This window comes from Tunturiibacter gelidiferens, assembly GCF_051013345.1.
GTDB lineage: Bacteria > Acidobacteriota > Terriglobia > Terriglobales > Acidobacteriaceae > Edaphobacter > Edaphobacter gelidiferens_A.
In genome coordinates this window covers 4,009,270-4,024,617 of the sequence record NZ_CP132939.1, presented here as the reverse complement: position 1 = coordinate 4,024,617, position 15,348 = coordinate 4,009,270, and the positions used below count along the sequence as shown (strand labels likewise).

The following is a 15,348-nucleotide window of genomic DNA, read 5'->3' as shown; positions in this document are numbered from 1 at the left end:
GGGCCTCTTCTTTGAAGCACCATCACTAGAAGATCTGGAAATTCACCTCAACGTTCAGCTCAACCAGAACAGGCCTGCCGTTCTCCATCGCCGGCTTGAACTTGTACTGCCTCACCGCTTCCATCGCCTTCTCATCCAAACCCATACCGACGCCGCGAATCACGTGAACGTGGCTAGGATTGCCATTCGTATCAACCCAGAGATTAACCAGAACATTCCCTGCAACCTTAGCCTTCCGGGCCTCTTCAGAGAACTCCGGTTCAACCGAGAAGATCAGCACCGGAGCAGAAACACCACCGCCAATCCGTCTCGGTCCTCCTCCCGTATTGCCGCCTGACCCCGGCCCGATCCCCGATCCGTTGCCTGAACCAAGTCCCGTGCCGCTCCCATTTCCCATCGACATACCTACCAGCGGCGAGTTCGCCACACCAATCTGGGGAATGCTGGTTGCCATCTTAATGTCTTTCTGCATCTCGATCGTCGGGTCAATCTTGATCTTCGGCTCGACCAGTGGAGGCTTGCTCGGCGGCACAATCTGCGTATCCGCAGCCTTCGGCGGCGTTCCCTTCGTCACCGGGGTAGGCCCACGCTGTCCGCCGCCTCCACCCATCGCCTGAGCTCTCGGCGGTGCCTGCGGCGGTACGGAAAGGTCGGTCAACTGAACCATCCTCACCGGTGCGGCGAACTGAACCTTCTTCGCCAGCAGAAACGCGATCAGCAGAATGATCAGTCCATAGATCACCACTGCAGATGTAGTCGCGATAGGGTTCTGCTTGGTCTTCATCCTATCAACAACAGCAATCGGCTTCGACTCAAGCACCAACGGCGGCAGCTTTACCGGGAAAAACACATCCCGCACGCTGTTCCAAAGAGAAGCAAAGACGCCCTCTTGCTCGATAATCAGATCGTTCTCTGCCGGCCTCGAATCAAGGTGCAGAGGTGTTTGGTCCGACCTGCTGAAAGCATCCCGCAGGTTCGCGAAAAACGAGGACCACATGGACCCATCGGTCTCTTCGTTCAAATTCGGGGCATTTGCCGGCCGCAGTGTCGGGCCTTTTTTCTCCGGATCTATCTGCGGTGGTGGTGTCAATAAACTATTCGCCATAAGCTTGCTTCGCCTCGGTGCAGTAAGCCGCGGCCTCCGCACACCACTTCCAAAATATTGCCCGCCTCAACCTGCTTCTTTTCTTACGTGCCAGATGCCAGGTCGGTTCTCTTCCCGGCTCTGGCTAACATCGCCTGGTCATTAAACATTCTACAAACATTCACCAACCGGCGCTCATTCTCTTGGACGCACGCCACCATGCGAATGTCTCCCTGGCATCCTATGTACCATCCCTCCTCGCCGTCTACAATAGAGGTTTGCCACAAACCGCAACTTTGTTATCAGTAACCAAGAGGACCGAATGTCGGAAGCAACCCAGGCAAAACCCGAGCTCAAAGCGTCGAAGTCGACGCCGAACCTCCCCAATGGCGGGAGAGGCGACGCACCAGATCCGGCATCGAAAGCGCTGAAGTCCACGTTGAATCTGCCACAGACGACCTTCCCCATGAAGGCCAATCTGCCCCAGAACGAGCCCGCCCGCCTCCAAGCGTGGCAGCAGAGTGACTTATACGCGCAGATCCGTGCCGCCCGCACCGGCCAGCCAAAGTACATCCTCCACGACGGCCCTCCCTACGCCAACGGAGCCATTCACCTCGGCCACGCCCTCAACAAGTGCATCAAGGACTTCGTCGTCAAAACCAAGACCATGGCCGGCTTCGACGCCCCCTACGTCCCCGGCTGGGACTGCCACGGCCTCCCCATCGAGATCAAGGTCGACGAGCAGCTGGGCCGCAAAAACTCGAGATGGACCCCATCGCCGTCCGTCGCGCCTGCCGCGAGTACGCGCAAAAGTACGTCGACCTCCAGCGCAGCCAGTTCGAGCGCATCGGCGTCTTCGGCCGCTGGAACGACCCCTACCTCACCATGAGCTTCGGCTACGAAGCCAGCATCGTCGAAACCTTCTACGACTTCTTCGAGAAAAAATTCGTCTACAAGGGCCTCAAGCCCGTCTACTGGTGCATCCACGACCGCACCGCGCTCGCCGAAGCAGAGGTCGAATACGAGCAGCACACCTCGCCCAGCGTCTACGTCCGCTACGCCCTCACCAGCGACCCGGCCCAGATCGACCCGCGCCTCGCGGGATCTGACGTCTACACCGTTATTTGGACCACGACACCCTGGACCCTCCCAGCATCCCAGGGCGTAGCCTTCAACCCGCACCTCGAATACGTCGCACTCAGAGCGAGAATCTCCGGTCGGGAAGAAACCCACTCGTCCATCTACATCGTCGCCGCTGATCTTGCAATGCAAGTCGCAGTTGCATGCAACCTCACTGATCTCGAAACTCTCGCCAATTTCAATGGCAGCAAACTCGAGCACGCCACCTTCCAGCACCCATTCCTCGATCGCTCGATCCTGGGCGTAAACGCCGACTACGTCACCGCCGAGCAAGGCACGGGCGCCGTCCACACCTCACCAGCCCACGGTGTCGACGACTTCTACACCGGCCAGCGCTACCACCTCCCCGAGATCCAGTACGTCGACAACGCCGGCCGCCAGCGCCACACCGGCACAAACGGCGGAGGCGGAGCCGCCCAACCCTACGAAGACCTCACCGTCTTCAAATCCAATCCCGTCATCATCGAGCTCCTCAAAGAAAAAGGCGCACTCCTCAGCGACACCACCTTCGAGCACTCCTACCCCCATTGCTGGCGCTGCCACAACCCCGTCATCGTCCGCGCCACCGAGCAGTGGTTCATCGGCATGGAAACCCCGATGATCACCGACGAAGGCACCCTCACCACCTTCCGCCAGCGCGCCCTCGACGAGATCAAAAAGTCGTCTGGGATCCCGCTTGGGGCGAAGAGCGAATCTCCAACATGATCGCCACTCGGCCCGACTGGTGCATCTCCCGCCAACGCATCTGGGGCGTTCCCATCGCCGTCTTCCTCTGCGACAAATGCGGCGAGCCACTCAACGAACCCGCCGTCAATCAAAGCATCGTCGAGCTCTTCAAAAAGAGGGTGCCGACGCCTGGTACAGCCACGAACCCGCATCTCTTCTCCCTGCCGGAACCGCCTGCGCAAGCTGCCATCACCATGAGTTCCGCAAAGAGATGGACATCCTCGACGTCTGGTTCGAATCCGGCGCAAGCTGGCACGCCGTCCTCGACCTCGAACCCGAACTCCACTCCCCGCCGACCTCTACACCGAAGGCGGCGACCAGCATCGCGGCTGGTTCCATTCCTCACTCCTCACCTCCGTCGCCGTCCGCAACCACGCCCCCTACAAGATGGTCGCAACCTCCGGCTGGACCCTCGACGAGCAAGGCCGCGCCTTCTCCAAATCCCTCGGCAACGGCGTCGATCCCGTAGACATCGCCAAGCGCCTCGGTGGCGAGATCATCCGTCTCTGGGTAGCCTCCGTCGACTTCCGCGAAGACGTAGCCGCCAGCGAAAACCTCATGCAGCGCGTCAGCGACAACTACCGCAAGCTGCGCAACACGCTGCGCTTCCTCCTCGGCAACATCCACGACTTCAACCCCGCGACCGACGCCATCGCCTTCGCGCAGCTACAGCCGCTAGACCAGTACATCCTCGCCCGCACCGCCGAGCTCGACGCAAAGATCCGCGCCGCCTACGACGACTTCGAGTTCCACCGCGCCTATCACGCCCTCAACGAGTACGTGAACACCGACCTCAGCGCGCTCTACCTCGACGTCCTCAAAGATCGCCTCTACACCTTCGCCCCAAACCACCCCGGACGCCGTAGCGCGCAAACCGCACTCTGGCGCATCGCCGAAACTCTCACTCGCCTCATCGCCCCTATCCTCAGCTTCACCGCCGACGAGGTCTGGGCTCTCCTTCCGCAATCAGCAACGCGTGAGCCCAGCGTCCACCTCGCGCTCTTCCCCAATCTCACCGACCTCGTCCCAGGCAGCACGCGCCAGATCGAAGAAGACTGGGACCAACTCCTCACCCTCCGCGACGAAGTCCTCAAAGTCCTCGAAGAGGCGCGCACCGCGAAGACCATCAGCAACAAACCCTCCGAGACTCAGATCGTCCTCGGCTGGCTTAATAGCGTCGCAGAAAAACCCAACCCAGTCTTCGAGCAATACAAATCCATCCTCCCCGAGCTCTTCGGCGTAGCCCAGGTCGAAATCTCGAACGCCATCGTCACCGAAGGCAACGTAGAAAAGGGAGCCTTCTACGTTCAGGCCAAACCCGCCGCAGGCTCGAAGTGCGAACGCTGCTGGCGCTTCACCGAAGACGTAGGCCACGAAGCCAACTACCCCACCGTCTGCCTTCGCTGCGCCGACGCTCTCGAAGCCATCCACTTCCCACCCTACGACGCACCACCCAGCAACTCAACGGAGCCGCAAGCCTGATGTCCTCACCGAACAAGACGACCTACGAAGCCGCAACGCCGGCCACCGCGAACGAACCACGCGACCGACGCAGCGTTGCGCTCGCTATTGCCGCAGCAGTCGTCATCCTAGACCGCATCACCAAACGAATTGTCGTCCAGCAACTCCCCAACGGCCAGGCCCACACCGTTATCCCCGGCATCTTCCGCATCACCGACGTCCACAACACAGGCGCCGCCTTCAGCATGTTCGCCGAATCCGCCTCGCCCACCACAGTCCGCAACATCCTCGTCGCCTTCTCCGTCATCGCCGCCATCGTCCTCATCGGAATGCTCTGGCGAGCCGGCCGCGCCCTCACACTCAGTTCCGTCGCTCTCGCACTCATCCTCGGCGGAGCCGTCGGCAATCTCTACGACCGCATCCGTTACAGCTACGTCGTCGACTTCCTTGAAGTCCACATCGGCAACTACCACTGGCCCGACTTCAACCTCGCCGACAGCTGCATCGTCATCGGCGCCTGCCTCCTCCTGATAGAAATCTTCCGCCCGCAACCAACCGACTCCTAAGCCCCACCCCTATCCCCACTCCCTATGAATGACCAGATCACAATTCGCGGCGCACGAACCCACAACCTCAAGGGCATCGACGTCGACATTCCGCACAACGCCCTCACCGTCGTCTCCGGCGTTAGCGGTTCCGGAAAATCCTCGCTCGCCTTCGACACCGTCTACGCCGAAGGCCAGCGCCGTTACGTCGAATCCCTCTCCGCCTACGCCCGTCAGTTCCTCGAGCGCATCGAAAAACCCGACGTCGACCACATGGACGGCCTCGCTCCTGCCATCGCCATCAAACAAAAAATCAGACTCGCAACCCCCGCTCCACCGTCGCCACCGCAACCGAGATTTACGACTACCTCCGCCTCCTCTACGCCCGCTGCGGCACCGTCACCTGCCTCCACTGCGGCGGCATCGTCAAGCACGACACCGTAGACGAGATCATCACCACTCTCTTCGCCCTGCCCGAAGGCACCCGCACCTACGTTATCTTCCCCATCATCCGCGCCGAACTCAAACTCGAGCCGATGCAGATCGCCACCCCCGACGTCGAGGTCGAAGCCCCCAAGCCCAAAAAGACCGCCGCAAAGAAATCCGCGAAGTCCACAAAGCCCGCAGCCATCGAGACCCTCACCCTCACCGACGCACTCAAAGACCGCCTCACCGAACTGCGCCGCCGAGGCTACAACCGCCTCTACCAGCCCTCGGCACTTGAGCCTGACCAGCCCGGCAAAATAGTAGAGTTCTCCACCCCCGAATCCCTCCTCGAACTCGACTTCACCCAACCCATCTTCGTCCTCATCGACCGCCTCACCATCACCCCCGAAAGCCGCGCCAGAATCGTCGACGCCATCGAAACCGGCTACCGCGAATCCGGCGAAGTCCAGTTCCACACCCTCCCCTCCCCTAAAGCCGTCATCTCGACCGAAGCGCAGCGAAGTGGAGAGACCCCCGCATCTTCTCTGAATACCTCACCCAACTTCCGTTTTTCCGCCGCCTTCGAGTGCACCACCTGCCACCGCGCCTATCGCGAACCAGAACCACGCCTTTTCTCCTTCAACAACCCCTACGGCGCATGCCCACGCTGCCAGGGCTTCGGCAACACCATCGACTTCGACCCCAACCTCATCATCCCCGACAAATCGAAGACCCTCGACGAAGGCGCCATCGCCCCCTGGACCACCACAAAATACCGCCCCCACCACGGCGAGATGAAGCGAGCCGCCAAAGCCGCCGGCATCCCCACCGACGTCCCCTGGTACGACCTCACACCCGCCCAACAATCCTTCATCGAAGACGGCAACGCCACCTTCCCCGGCATTCGCGGCTTCTTCGCTGCCCTCGAGCGCAAAAATACAAGCTCCACGTCCGCGTCTTCCTCTCGAAATACCGCGGCTACGCCCTCTGCCCCGACTGCCGCGGCCAGCGCCTCCGCGCCGAAGCTCGCGCCGTCTTAATCAACAATCAGAACATCTGTGAAACGAGCGCCCTCACCATCGCCGCCGCGCAAACCTTCTTCGACAATTTGCAACTCTCACCGGCACAATTAGAAGTAGCCGGAAAGATCCTCGAAGAAGTCCGCCAACGCGTCCACTTCCTCCATCAGGTAGGCCTCGACTACCTCACCCTCGACCGCCTCAGCTCCACCCTCTCCGGCGGCGAAGCACAGCGCATCCAACTCGCCACTTCCCTAGGCTCCCGACTCGTCGGAGCCCTCTACGTCCTCGACGAGCCCAGCATCGGCCTCCACACACGAGACACCGCCAAGCTCATCGGCATCATGAAAGACCTACGCGACCTCGGCAACACCATCCTCGTCGTCGAACACGACCCCGACGTCATCCGCGCTGCCGACCATCTCCTCGACCTGGGCCCCGGAGCCGGCGAACTAGGCGGCCAGCTCCTCGCCGCCGGCACCGTCGCCGAAGTCACCGCAAACCCAAACTCCATCACCGGAAAATATCTCTCCGGCCGCCTCACCATCCCCGTGCCCAAACACCGCCGCGAACCCGGCCGCGAGCACCTCAAACTCACCGGCGCCCGCATCCATAACCTCCGCGGCGTCGACATCGACATCCCCCTCGGCCTCCTCTGCTGCGTCACCGGCGTCAGCGGCTCCGGCAAATCCACCATTGTCCATCAGGTCCTCTATCGCGCTCTCATGCAGTCGCTCGGCCAGACCGAAGGCGCAGACCCCGCGCACCTCTACCGCGAGCTCACCGGCACCCACCACCTCAACGACGTTATCCTCGTCGACCAGTCCCCCATCGGCCGCACCCCGCGATCCAATCCAGTTACATATATCAAAGCCTTCGACGACATCCGCGCCCTCTTCGCCGCCCAGCCCGACGCCAAGCGCCGAGGCTTCGGCCCCGGACACTTCTCCTTCAATGTCCCTGGCGGCCGCTGCGACGTCTGCGAAGGCGACGGCACCGTCACCGTCGAGATGCAGTTCCTCGCCGACATCGAACTTCCCTGCGAAGAATGTAACGGAACACGCTACAAATCCTCCATCCTCGACATCCGCTACAAAGGCAAGAACATCCACGACGTCCTCAACATGACCGTCAAGGAAGCCCTCGTCTACTTCGCCGGCCACCCCAAGATCGTCGACAAGCTCTACGTCCTCGACGAAGTCGGCCTAGGCTACGTCCGTCTCGGCCAATCCGCCACCACTCTCTCCGGCGGCGAAGCCCAGCGCGTCAAGCTCGCCTCCCACCTCGCCACCGCACGCAGCATTACTACGCGCAGCACCAACGACACTGCCGCTAAAGCCCGCAGCCGCACCCTCTATATCCTCGACGAGCCCACTACCGGCCTCCACTTCGACGACGTCGCCAAGCTCCTCGCAGCCTTCCGCAAGCTCATCGAAGGCGGCGGCTCCCTCCTAGTCATCGAGCACAATCTCGACGTCATCAAATCCGCCGACTGGGTCATCGACATGGGTCCCGAAGGCGGCTCTGGCGGCGGCCAGATCGTAGCCACCGGCGCCCCCGAAGAGATCGCCGCCAACCCGCGAAGCCACACTGGCCACTGGCTCGCCCCCGTACTCGACCTCGCCACGCCAAGACCCGAACCAGAGCTCCAGACCACCGCCTAACCCACAAAACAAACTTGACGTACGCGCAATCCTAGGAGACATTTGTTCCCTTCGACAAACTTTGCTTTCTTGCGGACCCAACGAAACACAATCTCAGCAGCAGTCCCTCGGAAAGCAGTCGAAGAGAAGCTTTCGAATCGAGGGACCACGAATGCCCAAATCGACAAAAGCCTCGTCCGCTAAGATTCCAACCAACAGCAAAAGGCTCGCCGATCACTTCACGGAGCCTCGTCCATCCGTAGCCGACCGTGAGGACGCCGGAAAACGCCTGCGAACCACCGTGCCAAGGGCCAACCTCGCGGAGCATCAACTCCCGAAGAACCGCAAAGATCCTGTCGCAATCCTCGAGGCCCAGGCAAAGACTCGGCTCCAGGAGCTCATCCCCGTCCGTTACGCACGGATGCTGCAGTCGCCCTTCGCGTTTCTGCGTGGCACAGCGGCCGTCATGGCTCAGGATCTCGCTCCATCGCAAGTCACTGGCCTTCAGGTACAGCTCTGCGGCGACATGCATGTTTCAAACTTCGGCGTCTTTGCCTCTGCCGAACGCAGCCTCGTCTTCGGCATCAACGACTTCGACGAAACGATTCCCGGGCCGTGGGAATGGGACTTGAACGGCTCGTAACCAGCGCCGTCGTCGCCGGTCAGTTTATAGGAAAAGACCATCCAAGCTGCGAAGCCTACAGCCGAGCAATCGTCAGCTCCTATCGCCAACGGATTCGCGAATTCGCAGAGATGGGCTATCTGCCACATGGTATTCCGTCATCCACGAGGACGACATCCTGGCCGCAGCGCCACCAAGCCGGCTGGACAAATGGAAGAAAGGCATTGAGAAGGCGAAAAAGGGTCACACCTCCAGGTGCTGGAGAAGATGACCGACCTGGTCGACAACAAGCAGCGAATCGTCGAAAACGCTCCGTTCGTAGTACGCGAGACAAAGACAGAGAACGGCATGCCTATCAGCGAAGCTCTTGGAGTATTTCTGGAACAATATCTCGCCTCATTGACCGAGGACCGAAGACAACTCGTCTCGCGCTATCAGGTGGTAGATGTCGCCCGAAAGGTGGTCGGTGTTGGCAGCGTCGGGACACGTTGCTGGATAGGCTTCATGCGAGGCAAGGACGAAGGCGATCCCCTCTTCCTCCAATATAAGGAAGCCCAGGAGTCCGTACTCGCGCCCTACCTGAAGGGACCTAAATTCCACAACGAGGGCCTCCGCGTAGTCTCCGGACAGCACTTGATCCAGGGCTCTCCAGACATTCTTCTGGGATGGGGATTCTTCAACAAAACCAGCTTCTACGTTCGTCAGCTACGGGACATGAAGGGCAGTTACGAGTTCGACCCCGCGACCACGAGCCACAAAGGGATGGAAGCGTACTGCGGTTTGTGTGGTTGGGCCCTTGCCCTGGCGCACGCCAAATCGGGAGATGCCGCAACCATCGCAGGCTATCTGGGCAAGACCGACGAGATCGATGAAGCGCTGACAAAATTCGCCTTTGCTTACAGCGAACAAAATGAACGCGACTTCGACAAATTCAAAGAAGCAGCGCGCACCAAGCGAATCAAAGTCTCTGACGTCGCCTGACCGCTCTAACTTCTTCGTCTTTTCGCACCCAAACCGTGATTCGCCTGCTATCGTGAGCCGATGAGAAAGAAGAAAACGACAACCGCCAACGCGATTCGGCAAGCCGAACTGATCCTGAAGCTGTATGAACTGCGGCGAGAGACGGTCATGCGGGAGGCGCGCTCCTATGTAGGCGGCGAGTTTCTGCCCGCATCCGCCAGTGAATTTATTCAAATCGTCAGCGCAGGAGACAGGCACAGTAGCTTCGTTCTCCAAGTGTATGGATACTGGCAGATGGTCGCCGCCTTCGTAACAAGCGGCGCTCTCGATGCGGACCTGCTCTACAACACCTGCCCCGAGATGTACTTCCAATACGCCAAAGTTCAACCCTACTTGGCCCAGTTTCGCGAAGAGATGAACCTACCCGAGTTCTTGATAGACGTCGAACACCTTATAGAAGGGTCACGAACGGGCCGCAAGCGCCTCGAAGCCATGCAAAAGAACCTGGCAGCCCTCGCCGAGGCACGAAGCCGTCCTCCAATAAAGCCACGCGCGAAGAAATAGCTCCAACCCCAAAAAGCACTGTCCAACAACGAAGAACCCTTCATGAGGACAGCAGCAGCAACCTCTATGCCGAGGCATAGCAGTTATCGCAAGCAGCCTTTACTTGAGCGCCCGAGAGACTTCCAAGTTGCCCGAGATTCGGAAGCTACTGCACGATGGCTGAGTTTTGACAATATGACGTTATGATGTTTTTATGTCGGTCGCACGGGATTCTCTTCTCTATTCACGCGTCGAGACGGTCCTGGCTAGCGAGATCGTTGATGGAGCCCTGAGGGTCGGCGACCAGTTGCCAACTGAAGACAGTCTCATCGCCCGATTTGAGGTCAGCCGCATTACGGTTCGTCGGGCTATTCAGAATCTTGTGAGCCGGGGTCTCGTCGAGATTCGCCGTGGCAAAGGCACGTTCGTCGCTGCGCCCAAGTTCACGCAGGAGCTTACAGAGCTGAGCGGATTTGTCGAGGATATGCACGCACTTGGCCGCAAACCAACCGCCCGCGTGCTCGGTAGTGAGATCGTGGCTGCCGATACGACCGTGGCAAGTCATCTCGCGCTGACTAAGGGTGAGCGCGTCGTCAGAATCCGTCGGGTGCGACTGGCGGATGGCGTCCCCATCTCCTTCGATGAGACCTACCTTCCTTTGGAGATCGGCAAGAAGATCATCACCAACAATTTGAAGGTCGAGCCTATCTTTTCGCTCCTTGAACGCAAATATGATGTTCCTCTGATCGAGGCCGAGTACAAGTTGGAAGCCGTGGCAGCCGAAGCCGAGGTCGCCGCCGCGCTACGCGTGAAGCAAGGTAGCCCGATCTTCCGCATTGAACGAACCTCGTACTCGACGGGCAATCGGCCGGTCGATTACGAGAAGCTGTACTACCGAGGCGATCTCGTCCGCTTCGTCACACGCCTGGCCCGAAAGATTTCGGGATGAGCCAGCCTATGACGGCTCATCCCGCGATCCTGCACTGCACTCGAAAACCGCTAGCTCTTCCTCCTGAGATAACCGTCGATCGCCAACGGCCCCGAACCACCGAGGACGAGCGCCGCGAGGCAGGCAAGGTAGAGCAGGTTAGTCTCGTAGCCCGGTGGTCCGAGCTGGGCATGACCGGAGGTCACGTTTATGAGCTTGATTGAACTGAACCCATAGGGCAGATGGACGGTAAAGATTGCGACGAGCAGAACTGCAGCCATCGGCAAACTAGCAAGCGGGACGAGAGCTCCTAGTAGAACGGCGAGTCCTCCGAAGACTTCGACCAGAATGGTAAGCCATGCCATGAGATGAGGCGCGGGCACACCGATTGCATGCAGGATTGCGGCGAAGACTTCAGGTCCCCTGGACAGCTTGGCGAAGCCGTGCTGCATGAAGCCATACCCAACAATCAGCCGGAGCGGAATGGGTGACCAGCGAGATACCGAAGTTCTATTTAGGAAAACAAAACGGTCGCTGTGTGCCTGTTCCCGTGGTTTGCGAATGTCATTCATGTTCAATTGCTCCTTTTTCTGAAAATCACCGCTGTGGGCTGGACCACGCAAAAGAAGATTGCGGGTGGGGCGAGATCTCCCCTACGTCATTATGACGTTATAATGTTATGATGGTTACACAGATGAATGCAAAATTCTTCTATCGACGTATCGGCCTCGCTCTCTGCAACCTGGAATCTGCAAGATGAACGATTCGGCTAAGGTGCATCGACCTTCCTTCAAGGAAGCACTGCGTTTCTGGTTCAAGTTGGGATGGATTAGCTTCGGTGGCACAGCGGCTCACATCGCCATCATGCACGACGACCTGGTTGAGAAGAAGCGGTGGATCAGCAACGCCAGCTTCCTCCATGCGTTGAGCCATTGCATGATCCTGCCCGGACCAGAGGCGCAACAGCTCGCCATCTATATCGGCTGGAAGCTGCACGGCAAGCGAGGCGGAATTGTTGCGGGGACGCTCTTCGTTCTGCCCTCCATGTTCGTGCTGCTGGCGCTGAGTGTGATCTATGTCAAATTTGGCAACCTGGCGTGGATAGCTGCAATGTTCAACGGCCTGAAGCCCGCCGTCATTGCTCTGGTGGTGATCGCTCTCCAACGAGTTGGCAAAAGAGCTCTGAAAGGACCTGTGCAAAGTGCCGTCGCTACGGTTGCGTTTGCGGGCATGTTTTTTTGATATTTCGCTGTTACTCGTGATGCTCAGCGCTGTTGTTCTTGGAATCGTCCTGGGGAAAATGTGGCCCGGCCTTCTTCACAGACCGAGGGAAGCAGCCGGCGAAGAGAACGACGAAGCGGGCTACTATATCAGCCTAAACTCGGAGACCCTAGAGGCTGGGCCTCTGCTGAAGCCAGCCGCGAAGCTGACTGCAATCGTCCTGCTGCTGTGGCTTCTGCCGCTGCCAGCCTTCTACTTCTTTGTTGAGGACTTCCGCTTTTGGAAGAGCTTGGGGCTGTTCTTTACGAAGACCGCATTCGTGACCATCGGCGGCTCGTACACGGTCATTCCGTACATAGCACAGGTTACCGTGTTGAAGCTGCACTGGCTGACCAGGCTGCAGATGATGGACGGCTTCGCGTTGGCCGAGACGACTCCGGGCCCTCTGATCATCGTGGTGGCTTTTGTTGGATTCATGGCCGGGTACAACCAATTCCACGGCTCACTCTGGATGGGCACGTTGGGCCTGCTGCTAACAACGTACTACACCTTTCTACCGTGTTTTCTCTTCGTATTTGCCGGCGCGCCGCTAGTGGAGCGAACGCAAGGCAAGCCGACGATTCAGGGCGTCTTGGGATTAATCACTAGTGTCGTAGTCGGTGCGATCCTTGCCCTGACACTCTTCCTGGGGAAGGCTGTCATCTTTCCCTCAGGAATCGTGGCACTCAGACGGCTTGATGCAATCTCTCTGGGCTGGGTGATCCTTTCGTTTGCACTACTCTGGAGATTTAAACTTAATGTCATTCACCTGATCCTGCTGAGCGTTGGGTTCGGCTTGATCCGCTATTTGCTCGGTCTATAACAGGATCGTGCATTGTTCCCAGTTTGGTCGACAACTCGGAGTTTACACCAGCGATGAGAGGCGTCCGCCCATAAAGTTTCGTAGCAGTATCCAGCCGCACCCCTCTTGACTCGTCTGTTATCCTTAATTCAGAGAAAGCTGTCGAAGCCCGGCCATTCCAGGTCGGGCTTCCGCGCTTAAGCAGACATACAAAGTCCAGACCTAAACCATCAGGATCGAAGACTTTGCACACTTTCAGGGTAGGAGGGAGAGTACCACCGATGCACCAGACAAGGCACAACCAGCGAACGGCCGCCGGTCCACTCCAGCGAAGCTCTACTGCCATCCCCCAACTAATATCTCGACTGATACTTTGCGCTCTAGTCCTCGCATCCGGGTCCGCCCACGCACAACTGCCGGCAGGCTCCATCGACACCACCGCCGCTCCCAAAACCGCACCCATCGACCCCGCCCGCGCCCAGGCCAACGACGCCCTCGACAAGCAGGACTACCCCACCGCCCTCAAAATCCTAACCCCACTCGCCGACAAGAATCCCAACGACGCCCACCTCCTCTACGACCTCGCCTTCACCCAGGACGCGCTCGCCGAAACTCCAGCCCAGACCACCGCCGCCGAGCAAACCTACCGCCGCGCCATCGCCGCCGACCCCAACTACTTCGACCCCCACCTCGCCCTCGGCCTCCTCCTCGCCCGCGGTGGCCGCCTCACCGACGCCCACAGCGAACTCCTCAAAGCCACCACCCTCACCACCGACAACCCAGCCCTCAAAGGCCGTGCCTACAGAGCCCTCGCTCGCATCGACCAGGCCGCCAACCCCTCCGCCGCCAGCGACGAACTCCTCTCCGCGATCAAAATCACCCCGGAAAGCCCCGACGACATCCTCCTCTCTGGCGAACTCGCCGAGGCCTCGGGCGACGCCACCGCCGCCGAACTCGCCTACCGCCGCCTCCTCGCCGTCGACCCTCAGAATCACGACGCCACAGCCGCCCTAACCCATCTCCTCCTGCACCAGCAGCACCCCGACCAGGCCGAATCCCTCCTCACCGGCGCCCTGGCCAAGGATCCCGACAACCCCACCCTAAACGCCCAGCTCGCCAGCCTCTACGAGCAGCAGGGCAAAACCACCCAGGCCATCCCTCTCGCCGCCAAACTCCACGCAACCCATCCCGATGACGCCGCTCTCACCCGTCTCCTGGCCCGGCTCTACAGCCGAAATCAGCAGTACGACCAGGCCGCCCCCTCTACGCCTCGCTTTTAGCCAAATCCACGCAAGACCCCACCCTGCTCGACGACAGCGCCGACGTCCAGATTCACCTTAAAAACTACGCCGAAGCCGAAGCCCTCCTCAAGCGCGCCATCGCCCACCCCGAAGCCTTCCCGAATCAGGACGATCTAGCCCAGGCCGCCAGCCATCTCGCCTTCGCCGCCTCGGCTAACAACGATCCCACCAGCACCTTGCAAGCTCTCGCGATTCGTGATAAAGTGCTGCCACAGTCGCCGTCATCCTTGTTCCTGGCGGCAACTGCGCACGACAAGTTGCACCATACCAAACAGGCGACCGACCTGTATAAACAGTTCCTCTCCGTGGCAAACGGCCAGTTTCCGGACGAGGAGTGGGAGGCCCGCCACCGTCTCCTCACCCTCGATCACATGAAGTAGGCAAGCGCTCCCTTCGAGGTGCGTTATGAAATCGATCCTTCGTTTCGCTCTCCTTCTCTCTCTGCCATTGCTTCTATCGTTTCCCACTACCTCCCGAGCCGCCTCCGTCGACGACAATCTTCCCAATGCCCAGGCCCTCATGCAGCTCGAGCTGCGAGCCCAGCAAGCCAATCCCCGCGATCAGTGCTTCCTCTATACCGAACTGGTCCACGTCATGACCGAGATGGCGGGCAAACAGATGCTCAACGGCGACGTCGATCAGGCGACGGCGACCCTCAAGAAGGTCAACGCCTACGCGATGCTCATCCACATGGATATGGCCAGCAACTCCAAGCGCCTCAAGAACGCCGAAGAGTTGATGCATCACACCTCCTACCGCCTCGGCGAGTATCTCCATAAAGCCTCCAATGAAGATCGTGACACGCTGCAAGCCACCCTCAAGCAGCTCGACCAGGTCCACGAAGAACTTCTCGCTCAGGTCTTCAAACACTAGGAACAAAACACTAGG

At 59.5% G+C, this 15,348-nt stretch carries 14 protein-coding genes and 2 pseudogenes; 14 read left to right on the top strand and 2 right to left on the bottom strand.

What is annotated here, in order from left to right:
• Window positions 1–25: 25 nt before the first annotated feature.
• The gene (locus RBB80_RS20140) at window positions 26–1,105 is read right to left on the bottom strand and encodes an energy transducer TonB (RefSeq protein WP_433964208.1); all 1,080 of its coding nucleotides are present in this window, start codon (window positions 1,103–1,105) and stop codon (window positions 26–28) included.
• 301 nt (window positions 1,106–1,406) lie between these two features.
• Here RBB80_RS20140 and RBB80_RS20135 point away from each other — a divergent pair, with 301 nt between their 5' ends.
• From RBB80_RS20135 to RBB80_RS20095, 9 genes and pseudogenes are all read left to right on the top strand, one after another.
• Window positions 1,407–1,973, top strand: a complete 567-nt coding sequence (locus tag RBB80_RS20135; RefSeq protein WP_433964207.1) for a class I tRNA ligase family protein — start codon at window positions 1,407–1,409, stop codon at window positions 1,971–1,973.
• Window positions 1,859–3,161 (top strand): annotated as a pseudogene (locus RBB80_RS20130) (class I tRNA ligase family protein); the annotation flags it as partial. The gene RBB80_RS20135 and the pseudogene RBB80_RS20130, both read left to right, overlap by 115 nt.
• A gap of 17 nt (window positions 3,162–3,178) precedes the next feature.
• Window positions 3,179–4,432: a class I tRNA ligase family protein gene (locus RBB80_RS20125; RefSeq protein ID WP_433969772.1), complete on the top strand. Its 1,254-nt coding sequence runs from the start codon at window positions 3,179–3,181 to the stop codon at window positions 4,430–4,432.
• Window positions 4,432–4,977 (top strand): signal peptidase II, encoded by a 546-nt coding sequence (gene lspA / locus RBB80_RS20120; RefSeq protein WP_433964206.1) that lies wholly within the window; start codon window positions 4,432–4,434, stop codon window positions 4,975–4,977. Before RBB80_RS20125 ends, lspA begins: the two co-directional genes overlap by 1 nt.
• A 24-nt stretch (window positions 4,978–5,001) precedes the next feature.
• Window positions 5,002–8,065 (top strand): annotated as a pseudogene (gene uvrA, locus RBB80_RS20115) (excinuclease ABC subunit UvrA).
• A gap of 151 nt (window positions 8,066–8,216) precedes the next feature.
• Window positions 8,217–8,687, top strand: coding sequence for a DUF2252 family protein (locus RBB80_RS20110; protein WP_433964205.1), 471 nt, complete (start codon window positions 8,217–8,219; stop codon window positions 8,685–8,687).
• A gap of 234 nt (window positions 8,688–8,921) precedes the next feature.
• Window positions 8,922–9,647 (top strand): DUF2252 family protein, encoded by a 726-nt coding sequence (locus RBB80_RS20105; RefSeq protein ID WP_433964204.1) that lies wholly within the window; start codon window positions 8,922–8,924, stop codon window positions 9,645–9,647.
• A gap of 60 nt (window positions 9,648–9,707) precedes the next feature.
• Entirely contained in the window at window positions 9,708–10,190 is a 483-nt protein-coding gene (locus RBB80_RS20100) for a DUF4760 domain-containing protein (RefSeq protein WP_433964203.1), read from the top strand.
• A gap of 193 nt (window positions 10,191–10,383) precedes the next feature.
• Entirely contained in the window at window positions 10,384–11,118 is a 735-nt protein-coding gene (locus RBB80_RS20095) for a GntR family transcriptional regulator (protein WP_433964202.1), read from the top strand.
• A 50-nt stretch (window positions 11,119–11,168) separates the two neighbouring features.
• Here RBB80_RS20095 and RBB80_RS20090 read toward each other — a convergent pair whose 3' ends face one another.
• Window positions 11,169–11,669, bottom strand: a complete 501-nt coding sequence (locus tag RBB80_RS20090) for a DoxX family protein (RefSeq protein ID WP_433964201.1) — start codon at window positions 11,667–11,669, stop codon at window positions 11,169–11,171.
• Between the two features lie 184 nt (window positions 11,670–11,853).
• On the opposite strand from RBB80_RS20090, the gene RBB80_RS20085 reads away from it, so the two are divergent.
• The 5 genes from RBB80_RS20085 (at window position 11,854) to RBB80_RS20065 (ending at window position 15,333) form a co-directional block, all read left to right on the top strand.
• Window positions 11,854–12,339 carry a chromate transporter gene (locus RBB80_RS20085; RefSeq protein WP_433964200.1) on the top strand — a complete coding sequence of 162 codons (486 nt, stop codon included), beginning with the start codon at window positions 11,854–11,856 and terminating at the stop codon, window positions 12,337–12,339.
• A 58-nt stretch (window positions 12,340–12,397) separates the two neighbouring features.
• Window positions 12,398–13,180 carry a chromate transporter gene (locus RBB80_RS20080; RefSeq protein WP_433964199.1) on the top strand — a complete coding sequence of 261 codons (783 nt, stop codon included), beginning with the start codon at window positions 12,398–12,400 and terminating at the stop codon, window positions 13,178–13,180.
• Window positions 13,181–13,440: 260 nt separating this feature from the next.
• A complete protein-coding gene (locus RBB80_RS20075) occupies window positions 13,441–14,439 on the top strand; it encodes a tetratricopeptide repeat protein (protein WP_433964198.1) in 999 nt (332 codons plus the stop codon).
• 197 nt (window positions 14,440–14,636) lie between these two features.
• The gene (locus RBB80_RS20070; protein WP_433964197.1) at window positions 14,637–14,840 is read left to right on the top strand and encodes a hypothetical protein; all 204 of its coding nucleotides are present in this window, start codon (window positions 14,637–14,639) and stop codon (window positions 14,838–14,840) included.
• Between the two features lie 25 nt (window positions 14,841–14,865).
• Window positions 14,866–15,333, top strand: coding sequence for a hypothetical protein (locus RBB80_RS20065; protein ID WP_433964196.1), 468 nt, complete (start codon window positions 14,866–14,868; stop codon window positions 15,331–15,333).
• Window positions 15,334–15,348: the final 15 nt, after the last annotated feature.

What these genes read in the sequence shown, in the direction of transcription:
- RBB80_RS20090 (WP_433964201.1), bottom strand. Translation starts at nt 11,669, where the DNA reads ATGAATGACATTCGCAAACCACGGGAACAGGCACACAGCGACCGTTTT.
- RBB80_RS20075 (WP_433964198.1), top strand. Translation starts at nt 13,441, where the DNA reads ATGCACCAGACAAGGCACAACCAGCGAACGGCCGCCGGTCCACTCCAG.
- RBB80_RS20065 (WP_433964196.1), top strand. Translation starts at nt 14,866, where the DNA reads ATGAAATCGATCCTTCGTTTCGCTCTCCTTCTCTCTCTGCCATTGCTT.
- RBB80_RS20135 (WP_433964207.1), top strand. Translation starts at nt 1,407, where the DNA reads ATGTCGGAAGCAACCCAGGCAAAACCCGAGCTCAAAGCGTCGAAGTCG.
- lspA (WP_433964206.1), top strand. Translation starts at nt 4,432, where the DNA reads ATGTCCTCACCGAACAAGACGACCTACGAAGCCGCAACGCCGGCCACC.
- RBB80_RS20100 (WP_433964203.1), top strand. Translation starts at nt 9,708, where the DNA reads ATGAGAAAGAAGAAAACGACAACCGCCAACGCGATTCGGCAAGCCGAA.
- RBB80_RS20080 (WP_433964199.1), top strand. Translation starts at nt 12,398, where the DNA reads ATGTGGCCCGGCCTTCTTCACAGACCGAGGGAAGCAGCCGGCGAAGAG.
- RBB80_RS20085 (WP_433964200.1), top strand. Translation starts at nt 11,854, where the DNA reads ATGAACGATTCGGCTAAGGTGCATCGACCTTCCTTCAAGGAAGCACTG.
- RBB80_RS20095 (WP_433964202.1), top strand. Translation starts at nt 10,384, where the DNA reads ATGTCGGTCGCACGGGATTCTCTTCTCTATTCACGCGTCGAGACGGTC.
- RBB80_RS20110 (WP_433964205.1), top strand. Translation starts at nt 8,217, where the DNA reads ATGCCCAAATCGACAAAAGCCTCGTCCGCTAAGATTCCAACCAACAGC.
- RBB80_RS20140 (WP_433964208.1), bottom strand. Translation starts at nt 1,105, where the DNA reads ATGGCGAATAGTTTATTGACACCACCACCGCAGATAGATCCGGAGAAA.